This is a genomic window from Pararhizobium arenae, assembly GCF_001931685.1.
Classification (GTDB): domain Bacteria; phylum Pseudomonadota; class Alphaproteobacteria; order Rhizobiales; family Rhizobiaceae; genus Pararhizobium; species Pararhizobium arenae.
This window is the reverse complement of the sequence record NZ_MOOY01000010.1, coordinates 55928-72098: the sequence shown is the minus strand read 5'-3', so window position 1 is coordinate 72098 and position 16171 is coordinate 55928. Positions and strand designations below refer to the sequence as shown.

The 16171-nt window shown below is 55.5% G+C and carries 19 protein-coding genes; 11 read left to right on the top strand and 8 right to left on the bottom strand.

Features of this window, described 5'->3' with window-relative positions; all coding sequences use genetic code 11:
* Window positions 1-83 precede the first annotated feature (83 nt).
* The 3 genes from BLX89_RS20715 (at window position 84) to glgA (ending at window position 4033) form a co-directional block, all read left to right on the top strand.
* Window positions 84-884, top strand: coding sequence for a DUF1236 domain-containing protein (locus BLX89_RS20715; protein WP_075292874.1), 801 nt, complete (start codon window positions 84-86; stop codon window positions 882-884).
* A 357-nt stretch (window positions 885-1241) separates the two neighbouring features.
* A complete protein-coding gene (locus tag BLX89_RS20710; RefSeq protein WP_075292873.1) occupies window positions 1242-2288 on the top strand; it encodes a GGDEF domain-containing protein in 1047 nt (348 codons plus the stop codon).
* A gap of 284 nt (window positions 2289-2572) precedes the next feature.
* Entirely contained in the window at window positions 2573-4033 is a 1461-nt protein-coding gene (glgA, locus tag BLX89_RS20705; RefSeq protein ID WP_075292872.1) for a glycogen synthase GlgA, read from the top strand.
* Window positions 4034-4104: 71 nt separating this feature from the next.
* Here glgA and BLX89_RS20700 read toward each other — a convergent pair whose 3' ends face one another.
* Complete coding sequence (locus BLX89_RS20700; RefSeq protein WP_075292871.1) at window positions 4105-4881, bottom strand: SDR family oxidoreductase; 777 nt, start codon at window positions 4879-4881, stop codon at window positions 4105-4107.
* A gap of 211 nt (window positions 4882-5092) precedes the next feature.
* On the opposite strand from BLX89_RS20700, the gene BLX89_RS20695 reads away from it, so the two are divergent.
* On the top strand, window positions 5093-5593 hold the full coding sequence (locus BLX89_RS20695; protein ID WP_075292953.1) for a sigma-70 family RNA polymerase sigma factor: 501 nt from the start codon (window positions 5093-5095) through the stop codon (window positions 5591-5593).
* 37 nt (window positions 5594-5630) lie between these two features.
* On the opposite strand, the gene BLX89_RS20690 is transcribed toward BLX89_RS20695, so the two are convergent.
* Together BLX89_RS20690 and BLX89_RS20685 are read right to left on the bottom strand one after the other, a co-directional pair.
* Window positions 5631-6017, bottom strand: coding sequence for a response regulator (locus BLX89_RS20690; RefSeq protein ID WP_075292952.1), 387 nt, complete (start codon window positions 6015-6017; stop codon window positions 5631-5633).
* Window positions 6018-6345: 328 nt separating this feature from the next.
* Complete coding sequence (locus BLX89_RS20685) at window positions 6346-6669, bottom strand: DUF982 domain-containing protein (RefSeq protein WP_075292870.1); 324 nt, start codon at window positions 6667-6669, stop codon at window positions 6346-6348.
* 709 nt (window positions 6670-7378) lie between these two features.
* Between BLX89_RS20685 and BLX89_RS20675 the strand changes: the two genes are divergently transcribed.
* From BLX89_RS20675 to BLX89_RS20665, 3 genes are all read left to right on the top strand, one after another.
* Window positions 7379-7606, top strand: a complete 228-nt coding sequence (locus BLX89_RS20675) for a DUF6894 family protein (protein ID WP_075292867.1) — start codon at window positions 7379-7381, stop codon at window positions 7604-7606.
* A 28-nt stretch (window positions 7607-7634) separates the two neighbouring features.
* Complete coding sequence (locus BLX89_RS20670) at window positions 7635-8939, top strand: NAD(P)/FAD-dependent oxidoreductase (protein ID WP_425348627.1); 1305 nt, start codon at window positions 7635-7637, stop codon at window positions 8937-8939.
* A 151-nt stretch (window positions 8940-9090) separates the two neighbouring features.
* A complete protein-coding gene (locus BLX89_RS20665; protein WP_210187158.1) occupies window positions 9091-9561 on the top strand; it encodes a DUF4142 domain-containing protein in 471 nt (156 codons plus the stop codon).
* A 120-nt stretch (window positions 9562-9681) separates the two neighbouring features.
* Here BLX89_RS20665 and BLX89_RS24690 read toward each other — a convergent pair whose 3' ends face one another.
* Window positions 9682-9855 carry a hypothetical protein gene (locus tag BLX89_RS24690; protein ID WP_158025980.1) on the bottom strand — a complete coding sequence of 58 codons (174 nt, stop codon included), beginning with the start codon at window positions 9853-9855 and terminating at the stop codon, window positions 9682-9684.
* A gap of 139 nt (window positions 9856-9994) precedes the next feature.
* Here BLX89_RS24690 and BLX89_RS20660 point away from each other — a divergent pair, with 139 nt between their 5' ends.
* Window positions 9995-10213 (top strand): hypothetical protein, encoded by a 219-nt coding sequence (locus BLX89_RS20660; RefSeq protein WP_075292864.1) that lies wholly within the window; start codon window positions 9995-9997, stop codon window positions 10211-10213.
* Window positions 10214-10244: 31 nt separating this feature from the next.
* Here the strand turns inward: BLX89_RS20660 and BLX89_RS20655 are convergent, their stop codons facing one another.
* Window positions 10245-10499: a hypothetical protein gene (locus tag BLX89_RS20655; RefSeq protein WP_075292863.1), complete on the bottom strand. Its 255-nt coding sequence runs from the start codon at window positions 10497-10499 to the stop codon at window positions 10245-10247.
* 258 nt (window positions 10500-10757) lie between these two features.
* Between BLX89_RS20655 and BLX89_RS20650 the strand changes: the two genes are divergently transcribed.
* Both BLX89_RS20650 and BLX89_RS20645 read left to right on the top strand, forming a co-directional pair.
* Entirely contained in the window at window positions 10758-11474 is a 717-nt protein-coding gene (locus tag BLX89_RS20650) for a Crp/Fnr family transcriptional regulator (protein WP_425348626.1), read from the top strand.
* A 51-nt stretch (window positions 11475-11525) separates the two neighbouring features.
* On the top strand, window positions 11526-11771 hold the full coding sequence (locus tag BLX89_RS20645) for a DUF6894 family protein (protein ID WP_075292860.1): 246 nt from the start codon (window positions 11526-11528) through the stop codon (window positions 11769-11771).
* A gap of 1 nt (window position 11772) precedes the next feature.
* Here BLX89_RS20645 and BLX89_RS20640 read toward each other — a convergent pair whose 3' ends face one another.
* Window positions 11773-12486 (bottom strand): Crp/Fnr family transcriptional regulator, encoded by a 714-nt coding sequence (locus BLX89_RS20640; RefSeq protein ID WP_075292858.1) that lies wholly within the window; start codon window positions 12484-12486, stop codon window positions 11773-11775.
* A 677-nt stretch (window positions 12487-13163) separates the two neighbouring features.
* Here BLX89_RS20640 and BLX89_RS23985 point away from each other — a divergent pair.
* Entirely contained in the window at window positions 13164-13811 is a 648-nt protein-coding gene (locus tag BLX89_RS23985) for a response regulator (RefSeq protein WP_158025979.1), read from the top strand.
* Between the two features lie 141 nt (window positions 13812-13952).
* Here BLX89_RS23985 and BLX89_RS20630 read toward each other — a convergent pair whose 3' ends face one another.
* Window positions 13953-14135: a hypothetical protein gene (locus tag BLX89_RS20630; protein ID WP_075292857.1), complete on the bottom strand. Its 183-nt coding sequence runs from the start codon at window positions 14133-14135 to the stop codon at window positions 13953-13955.
* A 357-nt stretch (window positions 14136-14492) separates the two neighbouring features.
* Window positions 14493-16166 (bottom strand): response regulator, encoded by a 1674-nt coding sequence (locus BLX89_RS20625; RefSeq protein ID WP_075292949.1) that lies wholly within the window; start codon window positions 16164-16166, stop codon window positions 14493-14495.
* Window positions 16167-16171: the final 5 nt, after the last annotated feature.

Here is a 16171-nt window from a genome sequence, read left to right as displayed (position 1 = left end):
CGCGGCGCGCTCGCGCCTTCCCCACTTTCAAAAACGTCGCAAGCCACCGGGCCGCCGGTGACTTGCGTCGGAAAGGATTTGTCATGAAAACCAAGAATTTCTCCGCACTGCTGACAGGCTTGATGATCACTGTCGCCCCCATTAGCATCTCTGCTCATGCGCAAGATGCGCCTCTCGTCCCCCTCAAGAACGGTGCTGCAGCCTCTGGGAACGCGGAAGGAACAGTCACACCGCAACCGGATGGCGGGGCGGCGACGGGTACCGGAGCATCCGGAGCGGTCGATACGCAAGGCGCATCGGCAACGGGTGAAGTAGATACCAAGGCGACCGGAACCCAGACCGATACATCCTCCGGTACGCAAGCATCAGACCCAGCGGCGGCGGAAACCCAGACGCAAACCGGCGCTACCCAATCGAACGACACCAACGAGCGCTCTGACACCCAGTCATCGACTGAAAGCCAGAAGACACAGAATGCGGGCTCGTCTCAAGAGGATGGTTCAGCCTCGAGCGAGGCTGAAACCCAAACCGACGCAGACAAGGCTGAGGAGTCAGGCGGTAATAACGATACCGATGGAGAAGCGTTGACCAAAACCAATACGACGGTCGAGCAGAACACCACCAACGTCGACATAACGGTCGAGCAACGAACCGAGATCCGACAGGTTATCCAGGAAGTGAGCGTCGAGCCCGTACGGGACGTCGATTTCGAAGTTTCGGTCGGCACAGCCGTTCCAACGACGATCCGTCTTGAACCCCTGCCGCCGCGCATCATCAAGATCGTGCCGCAGTACGAAGCCTATCGCTTTTTCCTGCTCTCCGACGGGCGCATCGTCATTGTCGAGCCTTCAGCTCTCAAGATCGTCTACGTCATCTCGGTTTGAGGCGTGACGGGCAGCGTCAGTCATAGCCGCCCGTCCATCGGAGGAAACAATGATATATGATATTGATGGACGACCCCGTCGTGGCCTCTCGATTGCACCGTTGATGATAGCAATCGTTGCCATCTTCGGCGTGTGGGCCCTTGCGGCAAATTCGACCTCGGTGCAGCAGTCCCAAATTTATCTCCCCACCACGCTCTCGTCCAGTCGCTGAGCAGTGCCTAGATCGACATTCGGACAAGGCTACACGTGGCGTGGCTTGGTCCGAGGTCCGGCGGCGAACCCGCGCCGCCGGATTCCTTTTTAACTCCGTTGAAGTGATCTGACGTCTATACTGAAAAGATCTTGGGAGGGGACAAATTGAAGGCACATGAGGCAGTGGACACGCGTGGGGAACACGCAGCTTTTCCTGATCTAACCGATCAGATCAAGGCCCTGCGCGAGGCGCATGAGCGACTTCAAGCTGAGCGGGCTGATGATCGCGCAGCGCTGGAACGGGTTACAGCCGACCGCGACCGCATGATTGCACTGATAAATCAGGTTCCCGATCAGCTTTTTGTCAAAGACCTGAAATCGCGCTTTCTAATTGCGAATGAGGCCGTCGTCGCCGACAAAAAATTTATCGCGACTGGCGAGCCGGTGACCGTCGAGGCTTTAATCGGAAAAACGGATTTTGACCTCTTCTCTGCGGAAATTGCGCAGGAATTTCGCCGCACCGAAATCACGATTATGCAACAAGGCCAGGCAATGCGAAGCATGATCGAGCAGAACGTCTACTCGGATGGTCGCCTTAAATGGGTTTCCATGACAAAGGCTCCGCTCCGGGATGAAAACGGAACCGTAATTGGCCTCGTTGGAGTGGCCCATGATGTCACCTTTAGAAAAGAGGCCGAGGACAGGGTTCTGTTCCTGGCCCACTATGATCCCTTAACGGGACTGCCCAATCGCGCCTCCATATTCGAAAAGCTGACCCGCGCGATAGATGAGGCGTCGCAAAACGAGACGCGTTCCGCGGTCGTTTTCCTGGACCTCGACAATTTCAAATCGATCAACGATACCTATGGCCATCAGGGCGGAGACGAGGTGTTGAAAGCGACGGCGGCACGTTTGGTGAACTGTCTTGGACCAGAGGATAGTGTCGGTCGGTTCGGCGGCGACGAATTTGTCATTCTCTTGCGCCATCCGCCGGAAGATCGCAGTGCGCTTCTGTTGTTGATCGACGGGATGCGCGAGCATCTGTCGGGACCAATTCAAATTGGCGGTCAAACCCTCCGCGTGACGATCAGCTTGGGTGTTTCCCGTCTTCCGGATGACGGCGCCACCCTGGATGAAATACTTGCCAAAGCGGATGCCGCTATGTACCGCTCGAAAAGCTCCGGACGCGATCGAACTACGCTTGCGGATTAATGAGACGCTTTCCAGACGGCAGGCTTGACATTCTTCTTTGAATTACCGTGAGCGATCACGCGTATACGCCGAGCTAAAGAGGTGCCGTTCGAGTTAAAACCGTCGACCTCTTCGAGCACCGCATGTGTCGTATCCCACCGCAAGGCCAGCCAGAGCATCTTCCCGGAGTGCCTCCTAATTCATCTCGCACCACGCGTGGAACAACCCAAGCCAACGATAGTTTGAAGAGCGCTGCCCGGCGAACTGTTTCGCAACGCGGGGCGAGGTTGAACGGGAGCGTGTGCATGCAGGTTCTATCCGCTTCTTCGGAGCTTTATCCGTTGATCAAAACCGGCGGTTTGGCCGACGTCACAGGGGCGCTCCCGAAAGCGCTTGCATCGTACGGCGTCGAAACGCGAAATATATTGCCTGCCTATCCGGGTCTCTTGGACAGCCTGACCGGAACCAGACACGAAGCGGACATCGTCCTGCTTGGCGAGGCGGCCCAGATATATTCCGGGAGATACGACGGTCTTGAGATCATCCTTGTAGAATGTCCGTCGCTTTTCCATCGTGAAGGCGGACCTTATCTCGATCCGGATGGCTATGATCATCCCGATAACTGGAAGCGATTCGCAGCTTTTTCGATGGCGGTCGCTCATATTGCCGAGGAGGGCTTGAGTGGCTGGAGACCAGACGTCGTACACCTGCATGACTGGCAAGCAGGGCTTGCCGCAGCTTATTTGAAAGGACATGGAAGTTCAGTCCCGGTTGTGCTTTCGATCCATAACCTTGCATTTCAAGGCCAGTTCTCTCCCGACATCTTTCCGTATTTGGAGGTACGCCCCGGTTTCTTTTCGACCGATGCGCTGGAGTATTATGGCGGCGTGAGCTTCCTGAAGGCGGGTATCGTGTTTGCGGATGCGATAACGACCGTCAGCCCGACCTATGCACGTGAGATCCTTACAGACGAGCTGGGAATGGGGCTTCAGGGAGCGCTTTCGACCAGGCGCGACCGTCTCAAGGGTATCGTCAACGGCATTGATATGGATGTCTGGGATCCGACGAAGGACACTTATATTCCGGCAAATTTCGATGCCCATTCAATCGAGCGGCGTGCTGTCAACCGCGCCAAGATCGAAGAGCGATTTGGCCTGATGGAAGATCCGGGTCCGATTATGTCCGTTGTCAGCCGACTAACGTGGCAAAAAGGCGTCGATATGTTGAAGCCGGTAATCCCTGGCATTGTCGACAGAGGCGCAAAGCTAATCGTCTACGGCCAAGGCGACCCTTCGCTCATCCACCCGTTGAGTGAGGAAAGCTGGCGTTATCCTGGACGAGTCGTTGTTCATATCGGCTACCGTGAGCAGGATGCCCATCTTCTTCACGCCGGAAGCGATATCATTGTTCAACCGTCGCGCTTTGAGCCCTGCGGTCTGACGCAGCTTTATGCATTGCGATACGGCGCCATCCCGATCGTCGCCAGAACGGGCGGATTGGCTGAAACGATTATCGACGCAAACGAGGCTGCGATGGCTGCACGCGTTGCGACGGGTTTTCAGTTCCAACCCGGTTCTGTTGAAGATTTGTATCACGCAATCGATCGTGCGCTGACTGGCTTTCAGCAACCTTTGTTCTGGCGCAGATTGCAAACGCAGGCAATGAAGGCGGATTTCTCGTGGACTCGCAGCGCCGCCCAGTATGCAGAACTCTTCTCGGGCTTGACCACGCAACCGGATATGGGATTGCAGCGCGCTTCGGGATGAATCGATGAGGCGCTGCTGGAACGAGCGCCGACCGCGGGTGGGGCATTAACTCGTGACACGAAATGTCCTCGTCATCGCAGCGGGCCCTGCCCGCCATCGACCCAGACAGGCGATCCCGTTATGTGTCGTGCGGCGTCGGAGGCGAGAAATGCGATCACGCTTGCGACATCTTCGCTGCGCCCGGGTTTGCCGCCGGTGATGGGTACCTGCCCCTCGGGCCAGATGACGGGGATAGCCGTTTCCTCTTCGCTTCGCAGCGCCGTATTGGCGTCGATATTCGTATCGATTTCACCGGGGCAGACAGCATTGATGCGGATGTTATGCCGGGCCAGCTCGAGCGCGAGCTGCTGAACCATGGCAACCTGGCCGGCCTTTGTCGCGGCATAGGCCGTTGCACCCGGGGTTGTGAACGTCCGTGTTCCGTTGATGGAGGAAACGACGATGATCGAGCCGCCGCCGGACGACTTCAGGTGTGGAACCGAGTGACGGATCGTCAGGAACGTTCCGGTCAAATTGATCGATATCGTCTGTTCCCATTCGTCAAGGGTCAGATCGTCGATGGGCGCCCATACGCCGTTGATACCGGCGTTCGCCACAACGACATCAAGGCGGCCGAAACGCCCGATCAGTTCCTCGACCGCATCGCGCATCTGCTGCTCGTCGGAAATGTCGGCGACAAGGGCGATCGCCTCTTTTCCCGACGATTCTATCTGCCCGGCAACCTCCTCAAGCTCGTCTGCAGACCGCCCGAGCGCTCCGACGGAATAGCCTTCTGTCGCAAGTGCTACGGCAGCGGCTCGACCTATGCCCGAGCCCGCTCCCGTTACCAAAGCCACCTTTTTCGCCATAACTGTCGCCCATTGCCGGTCAGCCGGGTAACCAGGGGGTGGAACGGTTGGTTCCCGAAGGGTGGGCCCTCAATGGAACTAACGCACGAACGCGGCGGGCGCCGATCCAAAGAAACACCAATGTACGGCAGCGGACCAAGCTTGGTTTGGGTGGTGTTCTTTGGAACAAAGCATGCTGCGCGGGATTGTCCATGCAACCAAGGAGGGCCAAATGTCCTTAGACGCTCAAAAACTCAACCTCCATTCCGACATCGTCAACCTCATGCCAGCTTTGAGAGCCTTCGCGCGCCGCTTCCATCGGACACAGCATGATGCCGATGATCTGGTACAGGAAACCCTGGTGCGAGCGCTCGCCAACTGCGAAAAGTTTCAGCACGGGACAAATTTGAAGTCTTGGCTCTTCACCATCATGCGGAATACATTCTGCACAAAATTCGGCATTGCCAAACGGGAAGCCCCGGGTTCGGGAACTTGTGTGGCGGATCAGCCGACGATTAACCCTCCCCAAGAGTGGTCGATACAGGTTCTTGAATTCAACGAGGCCTACGATCGCCTACCCGCGCATTTCAGAGAAGCGTTGGACATCGTCGCTATTCAAGGCGACAGCTACGAAGTTGCAGCAGAGCGATGCGGATGCCCGATCGGTACGATCAAAAGTCGTGTCAGCCGTGCACGGATATTGCTGGCGAACGAACTTGGGCAGCCTTTCTAAACGTCCGATTTTCAGGCACTAAAAAACTACCGCTCGCCTAGTTCCTCCGATCTTCAGGAGCGAATACTGCCCGTGCAATGTCCTCAAGATCTTCCCGCTTCACGCTCATACGAAATCCTGTGAAACGGGGTGCAAGGGCGACAGGACTTTGAGACGTGGCGAAGATAAATGGCACGTTGCGAAGCTCAAGGCTTTCAACGATCGGAAATATAACCTCGTCCCGCAAATGGATGTCCAGAATAGCAGCGTCAATTACTGTATTTCTCAATAACAGCAATGCGTCTTTTGACCGAGCAGATGACACCACGATCTGGGCTCCAAACGCTTCAAGTTTGGCTCTGACCTCGTCCGTTAAGAAATATCCGGCATCGATAATGAATATCCGCTTTCCCGCAAAATATTCGAGATAGGACTTTTCGGCCAAAACAGACTCCAACGAATTTCATACCTAGCCCATCGCCTGAAGTGGCTCACACGCTGACGTCACCGAGCACGCGGGATAAGGGCAACAGCTGCCTTGCATCTTCTGGCCGCGACGATCAAATCACAATCTCGAACTTTTTGTCTGCTACATCTTCTAAGCGTCGCTACGGCTCTCAACACTGTTTTTGGCGTCGTTTCGACTGTTTCGCGCACGCCATGTGCCGCTTATCGTTCTTTTGCAGGCGAAACAAGAGAGCGAACGTTGCCACCGCCGTCGGCAGCCTTTCGATAAAGAGACAGCCAGACGCGAGGATTCTGGCAGGTTCGGCCTACGGATACCGCAGATTTATGCGCCGATTTTGGGTAAGCTCTGTCTCTGAATTGTCAGCTTCCCGCGCTGTGTCCAACGCGACGTTCATTGAGGCTTCCAGGCAAGCTGCGATGAAGGCCTCCCGCGCAACCTCTGCCTTTATAAGGCCGTTAAGCACGCCCCGACACGCTGTGATCGCTCTCAAGTGATATTTTCCCTCGCGGAACGGCCATTCGTTCTCAAGATAATCAAGCGCATCATAAATGCTGCAAAAACTCCGTTCCAAGCCCTCATATGGCCGAACATGGAGGCTTTTCGTCCATGGCCGATCGCGGATCGTCATGTTTGTCTCCTTCCATCTCAGCAACCTCACCGTCTCCGTCCATCGCCGAGTCTTAAGGGGTAATTTATGTGCCGACCCACAGTTTGATTAGGTCGCGCGATTGACTAGAGATCCAACTGCAACTGGCTCCTGGGGTTCCCGCCCCGGTCCACGCCAGTGTTGATAAACTTGTAAAAGAAGTTACCCGGCTTTTGAAATTATTACGTCTCTTGTTCGGCTGGACGAGCGAGGACGCAAAGACTGAGACAGAAGCCCTTAAATTCGTCAAAAAATAGCTGCTCTCGGCGGCGCGCGGCCTGCGACGGTTAATGATAACATCGCCCACAGTCGCCAATGGCAACTTGAGGCGCACGAGGCCACGAAATGTTGGCCAAATAGAAGAGCCCCGTTACCGCATCGAAATTGCGATGAGGTCCGAACAGATCATACGAAGACAAAATGACGTCTAAAGCCCTGCGCAATTTTCGTGCTCTCCGGGAACTCTACTTCCTTTTTCCGGTTCGGAAAACTCGAACATGAACGGAGCTACTTATGACGAGAGAAGACACCGCGCGCTCAATTTTTCTCACCAGTCCGAAAGTCTGATGGCGATGGGTGTGAGAGATATTCTGTTTCTGCTCGGTGGCACCGCCCCCGTCGCAGCGCTTGCGCTGCTTCTTTGGTTCGGGCCGCGACGTCGCCGGTCCTTCCGTGATCCACGAGAACAATAATGCCGTTTGTCTATTTTCATCTCTGCGACGGACAACTTTTTTTTCCAGATCGGTTTGGAAAGTTTGTCGCCAATGAGAGCGGTGTACAGACGGAGGCAAAGAAAATTCTCGCGCGCCGCCTTATGCAAAGCCCCGCGACTTCGGAAACTTTCGGGCTGAGCGTCGAGGCGCAAGACTTGAGCGGACGTATCCTTTTTCAAGTGTCCGTCGTCGGCGCGACTTGGTAGGCCTCGATACATGTTAGGGAGACGTGCAGTGTTGGCCGAGCCCGACGAGAAAGATCATAGCGACAGATTTGATGCTCTACGCGTCGGAACTGCGCGACCGAGAATAGTGATCGTGGGTGGCGGTTTCGGTGGCCTGGCCTGCGCTATGGAGCTCGGTAACACCGATTTCGACGTCACCGTTATAGACAGGCGTAATCACAATCTCTTCCAGCCGCTCTTGTACCAGGTTGCCACCGCTGCTCTCTCGCCGGCTGATATTGCGGAACCGATTCGAAAAACACTCGGGCGCTACAAAAACATCAACATGATCATGGCAACCGTCACAGGCGTTCAGCCTGATACAAGCCTTGTGGAACTCGATGACGGCTCAGCGCTACCCTATGGCCGCCTGGTGATCGCGACGGGTTCCGAATACAATTATTTTGGCAATGATCACTGGCGACCGTTAGCGCCGGGATTGAAAACAATCCACGAAGCCCGGACCATCCGCCAACGGCTTCTTCTCTCCTTCGAAAAAGCTGAAACGAGCAAAAGCATTGCCGAAAAAGAAGCCTTTCTGACGAGCATCGTAATCGGGGGCGGACCGACGGGTGTGGAAATGGCTGGGGCAATTTCCGAACTCGGGCGCTTTATGATTGAACGGGATTTTCGGGATCTAAAGAAAGAGCAGCATCGGGTCATCCTCGTGGAAGCGGGCCCGCGCATTCTGGCGGCCTTCCCTACCGACCTGTCTTCCTACGCCGTCGACCACCTGTGCAAGATCGGCGTGACTGTAAGAACTGGGGAGCGTGTCACCGAAATTACAGCGGATGGCGTAAGGATCGGTGAGGATTTCACCCCCGCTGGATGTGTCGTCTGGGGCGCCGGGGTAAAGGCGTCACCGGCCGCGACATGGTTGGGATTGGAAAGCGACCGAATGGGACGCATCCCTGTCGACAATACTCTTCGCGTCATCGGTTTCTCGAATATCTACGCGCTTGGCGACACTGCCTTGACGCTGGACACCGATGACAAACCGCTTCCCGGACTGGCGCAGGTAGCCAAGCAACAAGGCATTTACCTGGGCCGCCAGATCCGGTCCGTAAAGCCATTCGCCCAGCCTTTTAGGTTTAAGAACCGCGGCAATACCGCCGTTATCGGCAGAAATGCGGCCATTTTTGACTTTGGCACGTGGACGTTGAAGGGACGCTTGGCCTGGCTGCTGTGGGCCGTCGTGCATGTCTACCTGCTCGTCAATTTCGAGAAGCGCATTCTGGTCAGTGTCCAATGGATCTGGCGTTATCTTACCAGGCAGCGCGGAGCCCGTTTGATCGATGAAGACAAGACGGCATGAGATTACGCGTTCGGTCCCTGCGATCGGCTTCGCCGCGGGTTGTCATACCGGCACTCACGGGGAACATAGGTCCGTTTCTGTTGTTTGCGCCGGCCATCAACGTTTTGCCGGAGCTTTCATGTCGAAGAACCTTACAAGCATTTTCACCGCATTGGTCGTCGCCTTCGCGCCCCTACCGCTCGCAGCACAGCAAAGTCCATCTCCCCAGGATTTTGCACGGGAGGCAGCAATTTCGAACGCATTCGAACTACAGGCCGCAGAGTTGGCGGTCGAACAAGGCAAGGATGCCAACGCGATCGCATTCGCCCAGGATATGCTTCGCGATCATGGGAGAGCGTCCGCAGACTTAGAAGAGGCCGCGAAAACGGATGGAATTTCCATTCCGACGGAACTCGACGAGCGGCGAAAGAAACAGCTCGATGCGCTGCGAACCGCAAGAGATGCGGATTTCGATCAAGCATATCTTTCGACCCAGATGACCGCGCACGAGGAGGCCGTCGCCTTATTCGACGTCTTTGCAAAGAGCGGAAACGCCGGCGCGCTGAAGACGTTTGCCCAAAGAACGATCGGGACGCTTCGCATGCACAATATCCGAGTGCATGACCTCACGGATCAAAGATAACAAGCTGGAGATGAAGATGTCGCAATACCCACCCCATATCAGGTGCCGCGATTGCCGTTACCAGGGTGAGCCAATCCTCTGATCCACCCGCATTCGAACACGCCGTAGATCACGGCGTGTTCATTCTGCCGTGAAAATTGCATAAAGCGCTACGAAGGCATAGAGCAGGAATGCGACGATTGCGACACCGCCAATGAACGCCACGGTACCCCGTCCCATGACAACCTTCTGCTTCTTTTCTTCCTTCGTATCTGCCGAAGGCGCCAAACCGGTCGGGGTACGATCATCATCCATGTGCTTGGCCTCCTGCTCAGCTCCCGTTTCAAACGACCAAACATCCTTCTCTGTTAAATTGTTCCTGCTCTCGAGGGTGCGATGGCCGCGGAACCAACAAAGTTCTTGCTTGTTAGAGAGATCAACGAAGGACAGGATCATGACGAACGAGAGTGACAAGGATAGGATCGAGAAGGACGCGAAGGGACAGTTTGCGAAGTCGCAGGCCGATCGTAGAGCCACGGGCGTTGCGAGCGCAAAACCCACGGTGATAACCGGCTCCGAAGACGCGACCGCCCATAGTAAGGCGCCGGGCAAAAAACGTCCGACGCGGGATTTTGACATCAATTATGACGTAACCGAACCCGATCGTTCCTGATCACGAGTTGTCGAAGGGAAGCAGGCGGAACTTAATTCTTGTCGACATTTTCAAGCGCAATTTCATGCATCAGCTTGAAGAGTTGGAACCACGTCAAGGGTTCGCTACCGAGTCGTTTTGGGGAGGCTCGGGCACGGCGGATTGTCTCTTGCGCAAGTTTGACGGCTACGGCTTCCACAGGCGTGAAGCGCCGGGCCATGCGACGCACGCTTTCTTCCGTTTCATCGCAGAACGAACCCGGCTGATCACCTATATCGAAGCACTCCACACTTCGGGGGATGGCCATTCGGTACCTCCATCTTCACCACCAATAGTGGGACCTAGCGGGTCTCGCTGTCGTGGATTGTCGAAGGAAGAGACCACCACACTCCGGCTAACCTATATTCAATCACCGCCTCTGCCAGCCTTTTTTGTCCGTTGGTACGACAGCGTACGGTTGCTCGTAAAGACGAACGCGCGTACGGTAAACCACCGTCTGCAGACTGGGAAGGGCGCAGGCGGCTAAGGGTTGGTACGTGCTCTTGCCCCGGCTGGAGGATGACGCGTGGGTGCCCCGGGCCAATTTGGCATGACCAACAGACTTCTGGCCTCGTTACCCCTCGATGACTATGAACGCGTTGCGCCTCAGTTAAAGTATGTAGAGCTTCCGCGCGGCAAGGTGCTTTTCGAGCTTGGTGAACCTATTGAGAAGGTTTACTTTCTCACCAGCGGCGTGGGCTCCGTCATCGTCACAACGTCGGGGGGTCACCGTACGGAAGCGGGACTATTCGGCTGGGACGGTTATGTGCCGACGACGGCGGCAACGGACGTTGAACTCAGTTCCTACGATGTCAACGTCCAAATTTCGGGCGACGCCTATGTGCTTGAATACAGCGTGTTCCGCGAGTGGATGGAGACGAACAGGAACTTCGCCAAGATTATAACTCGGTCTCTCGAAGCCTTCAGCATCCAGGTGGCCTACACCGCCGTTTCCAACGCCGTCCATGATATCAGCGAGCGATTGGCGCGATGGTTGCTGATGTGTCATGATCGCGTTCCCGGTCACGAAATACACATAACCCATGATTTTCTCGCGGTCATGCTTGGCGTTCGCCGCCCGAGCGTCACAACATCTCTGCATGTCCTGGAAGGCAACGGCTTCATAAAGGCCGAACGCGGCATAGTGACTATCAGGAACCGAGCCGCACTTGAGGAGTTTGCCCATGACGCGTATGGACGACCCGAGCAGGAATACCGGCGCCTGATGAGAAACCTTTTCTGACATTGAACCGCTTACGTCGGGAAGGTTCTGAGCACGAAAGTGAGCAATAAAATGAGCCGTTATTTTTTTAACATCCGCCGGAGTGGCGATACGGCGCTTGATGACGAGGGCGAGGACTTCGGCAACCTAGAAGATGCCCGGGAACATGCCGTCAATTCCATACGCGAACTTATTGCAGCGCAAATTAAGGTTGGCGCAATCGTGGCAGACGAGCATATGGACATATGCGACGACGCTGGAAACACCCTCTTTAGCGTTTCCTTCCATGACGTGGTCAAGGACCATCTCGCCAAGTAGTTCAGATCGGACCGATCAAGCGGCGATACTCCTCTTCCGGTGCTCCATAGGCGCTACCAGCAAAATCTTCCAGCCCGCTCCGGTCGCGTATGGTGATAAGACCCCGTTCGGCCCTTATGAGTTTGTGGCCTTCGAGAACATGGATTGCGTTGGTGATGCTTGGCCGACGAACCGAGAGCATGAGCGAAATGAATTCATGCGTCAGCGCGATTTCGTCACTGTTCATCCGGTCATGGTACATTAGCAACCAGCGTGCCAGCCTCTCATCGACCTGATAATTCGCGTTGCAAAGGGCAGTGTAGGAAATTTGTGATGCGAAGGTCTGGATGAACCTGGCCAACAGGTTTGAGAAAGACGGACTGACGCCAAGCACATCGAGCAAAGCCCTAAGCGGTATCTTGAAACCCTCTCCGGCCACTTGAATAAGAACCTCATGGACGCTGATCGTTCCCCCGACACCGGCAGATGTTGGGGAAAATCCCTCACGTCCAAACATCCCTGCCTCTGCTCGCTGACCTTCCGCCGAAACGGTGACGACCGAACCGATACCGCTGCATAGAAAGTAGACATAGTCGATTGTCTGGTTGGCTCGCACCAGAACAAAGCCCTTTGGAAGAACAACCGGAAGTAGCATTTCACGGATGTTGTCAAATTCTTCCTTCGGCAAGTGCGACAGGAGGCGATTGCGAATATAAGCGTGTTCTAATGCGTGCATGGCTCTCATTATCGGGCAGAGGCGTGGCGTCGGGCCGCCAAGCCCTAAGCTTTCCCCGACGGTTGGCGATTCTATATCATTCAACCCGACCGGGAGATTTTGCGTACGCTGGCATACCCTCGGATCCCAAGTAGAGCGGCATTCATTGAGCAGACGGCTGTAAGCCCGAAGTCAGCGTTCAGAGCGAGCCAACAAGCGTTATGTTGGGCACCCTTGATCACGACGTGAATGGAACCAATGCGCGCTGAAACGGTTCGCCATGCATGAAAAATACAGACAAGAAAGCGCGGCGCGGCATGATGGGTTTTGTGGCAGTATTGGCTGCGGCCGCTTTGGCGATTGCCGCCCTCTACTTTTTCGGGATCACACCTGGGCAGCCTTAAACTTTGTCGAGTAAGCGTGGTCGGCACCGGACAATACTAATGATGTGGATTATGCCGTAGCAATGGCGACCTCGACGCGGGTCAAGAACGGCGGTTTGTTTTTTGCTACAGCGCTAAGCGCAATCCGAGGCAAACATGGGCCTCCAGCAATGCTTAACGCGCTTGAGGCAACAACTTGCAGTGGACTCTGCTGCTCACAAGTGTATGCTGTGTCATCGCTACCAACCGAGATATCATAGGCGGTGGCGACTAAGGGACGAGCGCGCTCTTGCCTGCATAAGGGAGAGAACTGCTATGCCGGTCATGGAAAATTGCATTTTTCGCGATGATGCTCTGGTGCGTCACACGCTCGAAACCTGGGCAAGGCGTTATTCGCCTGACCACAAAACGCGGTCTTTCCTCGTGGAGCAAACACTGCGACGGCTGGGCGATGAACTTGCATCGTCGCAGAATGCAGATCGAATGATGCCGCTTTTCAGCGTTTTTCACCGCATCGCGTCTAAGGCAATGACCGAGATGCTCCGTGCTCGTCGGGACCGGCCGCAAACGCGCTCAAACGTTGTGTTGCCGTCCCCTTGCTCAAAAGTTCTGAACGGGCGTAAGATCCTCATCGTCGAGGACGATTATATCATCGCCTCGGATCTTCACGCTACGCTTTCAAGCGCTGGCGCGGAAGTTTTTGGCCCGGTAAGCCATGCGGGGCGGGCGGTCGAAGTTGTATCGAACTTCTCGTTCGACGCCGCCATTCTTGACATCACGCTCGCTGACGGAACTGTCTACAAAGCCGCTTCGGAGTTGAAGGATAAGCGAATCCCCTTCATCTTCCTCACGGGCTATGACCGCTCGGTGATCCCGCCCGATTTCGCCAACGATCCGTTTCTCTCCAAACCCTGCACCGAGGGAGTATTAATCGGTAACTTCGAGGCGCTCCTGTCGGCGTGACGAATATACGTTCAAATAAATCGGAACTATTTCATTGTGTGCTTGTTGTGACGGCTCCCAGGACTTACCCCTGAGGTCATGTCCCGACTGTGGGCGCTTCTATGGTCATCAGAAGCGCCCATTTTTTATCGGAGATTTGATTTAGCCGCTGCCCGGAGACACCTCATTTTCATCAGTGCCGGTAAGCGTACCGGCTCCTGGGGTCTTGGTTTTATCCGTCAAATGCTCCTTGGCATGCGGTCCCGCTGATGGGTTCTTTGTCATTTCGACCGGCGGCTTTCCGGTTTCCTCGATAGCACGCTGAGCCTTCTTGTCTTTGTTCATGGCATCGTCTCCTTTGATGGAGGAAATCGAAGAAAGCGGAAATCGTTCCGTCGTCCGTGTTCACCGATGATCCAAAACCTCGTCAGCATCTCAAGCGCCTTCTCGTAAGTGTTCGTTCGGAACAAACCCGACGCCCCCCTGTTTGACCGAACGAGACTTGCTGAACAGGAGGCACACAATGTCTGACGGTGGACAAGGCCCGACTTGGTGGTTCGCATGGGTTGGACATATGAACACCAACCTTGGCATGCTGCGGTTCCTCGCTATGCCGATATCATTCATCATGCTCGGCGGCACGACCGCATGGCTAGTCTTCCATTAACGTTTCGATAGATGCAAATCCATCGGTGCGGATGGTCATGCCGCATTCGCCCTTTCCGTTAACGCCCGCTGTATAGTCGCTTGCAATTGTTCCTGCGTAAACGGTTTGGTCATTCGCAGCAGACCCGTAAGGCCGTGACCATCCGGCAGTTCCGCGTAACCGGACGCGAGGATGACAGGCAACTCCGGAAATGACGTGAAGATGACGCGTGAAAGCTCGGCACCCGTCATGCCCGGCATGGCATGGTCCGTGATTACAAGATCAAATTTTTGACCGGATGCCAGCAGCTCGAGCGCCCTTGAAGCGGACGACGCTTCAAGCGCGGCATGGCCGAGATCCTCCAGCATTGCAGTCGTGCCCATGCAGACAAGCGCATCGTCGTCAACAACGAGAACTGACAAGGGAACTCCGGGCGGCGAACCGTCCTTTGGCAATTGGAGATCTTCAGGCAGCAAAAGCTCCTGCCGTTCAGCGATCGGCAGCCAAATTGAGACTGTCGTTCCATTTCCCTCGACACTAGCGAGTTCGAGTGCCCCGCCGGACTGCGCTGCAAGTCCGTGCACCATAGACAAGCCAAGTCCGGTGCCCTTGCCCAATCCCTTGGTTGTAAAGAAAGGTTCCGTGGCGCGCAGCACAGTCGCCTCGTCCATGCCCACACCGTTATCGGAAACAGATATCTTTATGTACCGCCCCGGCCTCAAGGCGGCTGGACGGTGTGGCGACTCCTCGGTGGCTGCCACAACGATCGTCCCGCCGTCCGGCATGGCGTCACGCGCGTTAACAAACAGATTGAGCAAAGCAAGTTCAAGTTGGTTGCCGTCTATCAAAAGCGGCGGCAAATTCTTCGGGATATGATGTTCCACCCCCACAGTCGGACCCAGAGCTTTGCTAAGCAAATCTTCGATATTGTTGAACAAGATTTGGAAATCGACCGCTTGCGGTTTAAGTTCCTGGCGGCGTGCGAACGCCAGCAAACGCTGGGTGAGGGAAGCACCGCGCTCTGCTGCCTGTATAGCGTTATTGACGAGACGCTCGGTCTTTTCATCCGCAGGGAGGCGCTTCTTCAAAAGGTTTAGACTGCCCAGCACGGCCATCAGCAGATTGTTGAAATCATGGGCGACACCCCCGGTCAGCTGACCGATCGTGTCGAGCTTCTGCGCCTCGAACAACTGCGCAAGTGCGTCTTCGCGCTCCCGCGTTCGCTGATCGATCCGCTGTTCGAGTTCCTCGTTAAGTTGACGCAGTTCGGCCGAAGACGCCTCAAGCTCCGCCGTCCGCTCCTTAACGCGCTTCTCAAGTTCAGCATTTAAACGCTCGAGCTCCCTGGTCTTTCGATAAAGCTCCGTGAAAACCCGTACCTTGGCACGCAGAACGTCCGGAACGATTGGGACGGAGACGTAGTCGACGGCTCCGGCTGCATAGCCCCGTAAGCGATCTGGTTCGGCCATCGCGACGGCGGAAACGAAAATAATCGCCGTATTCTGATAGCGGGGGTGCTCACGGATCATGCTGACGAGTTCGAAACCATCCTGTTCCGGCATGCAGACATCGACAAGAATGACCGCAATTTCGTTGCGCAACAGATGCTCCAGCGCTTCCCGACCGGAATGCGCCTTGAGAAGTGTTTCTCCGAGTTCCTGGAGGACGATTTCGTAGCTCAGCAACTTTGCCGGCTGGTCGTCTACGAGCAAAATGTTCACAGGGTCCATGATCA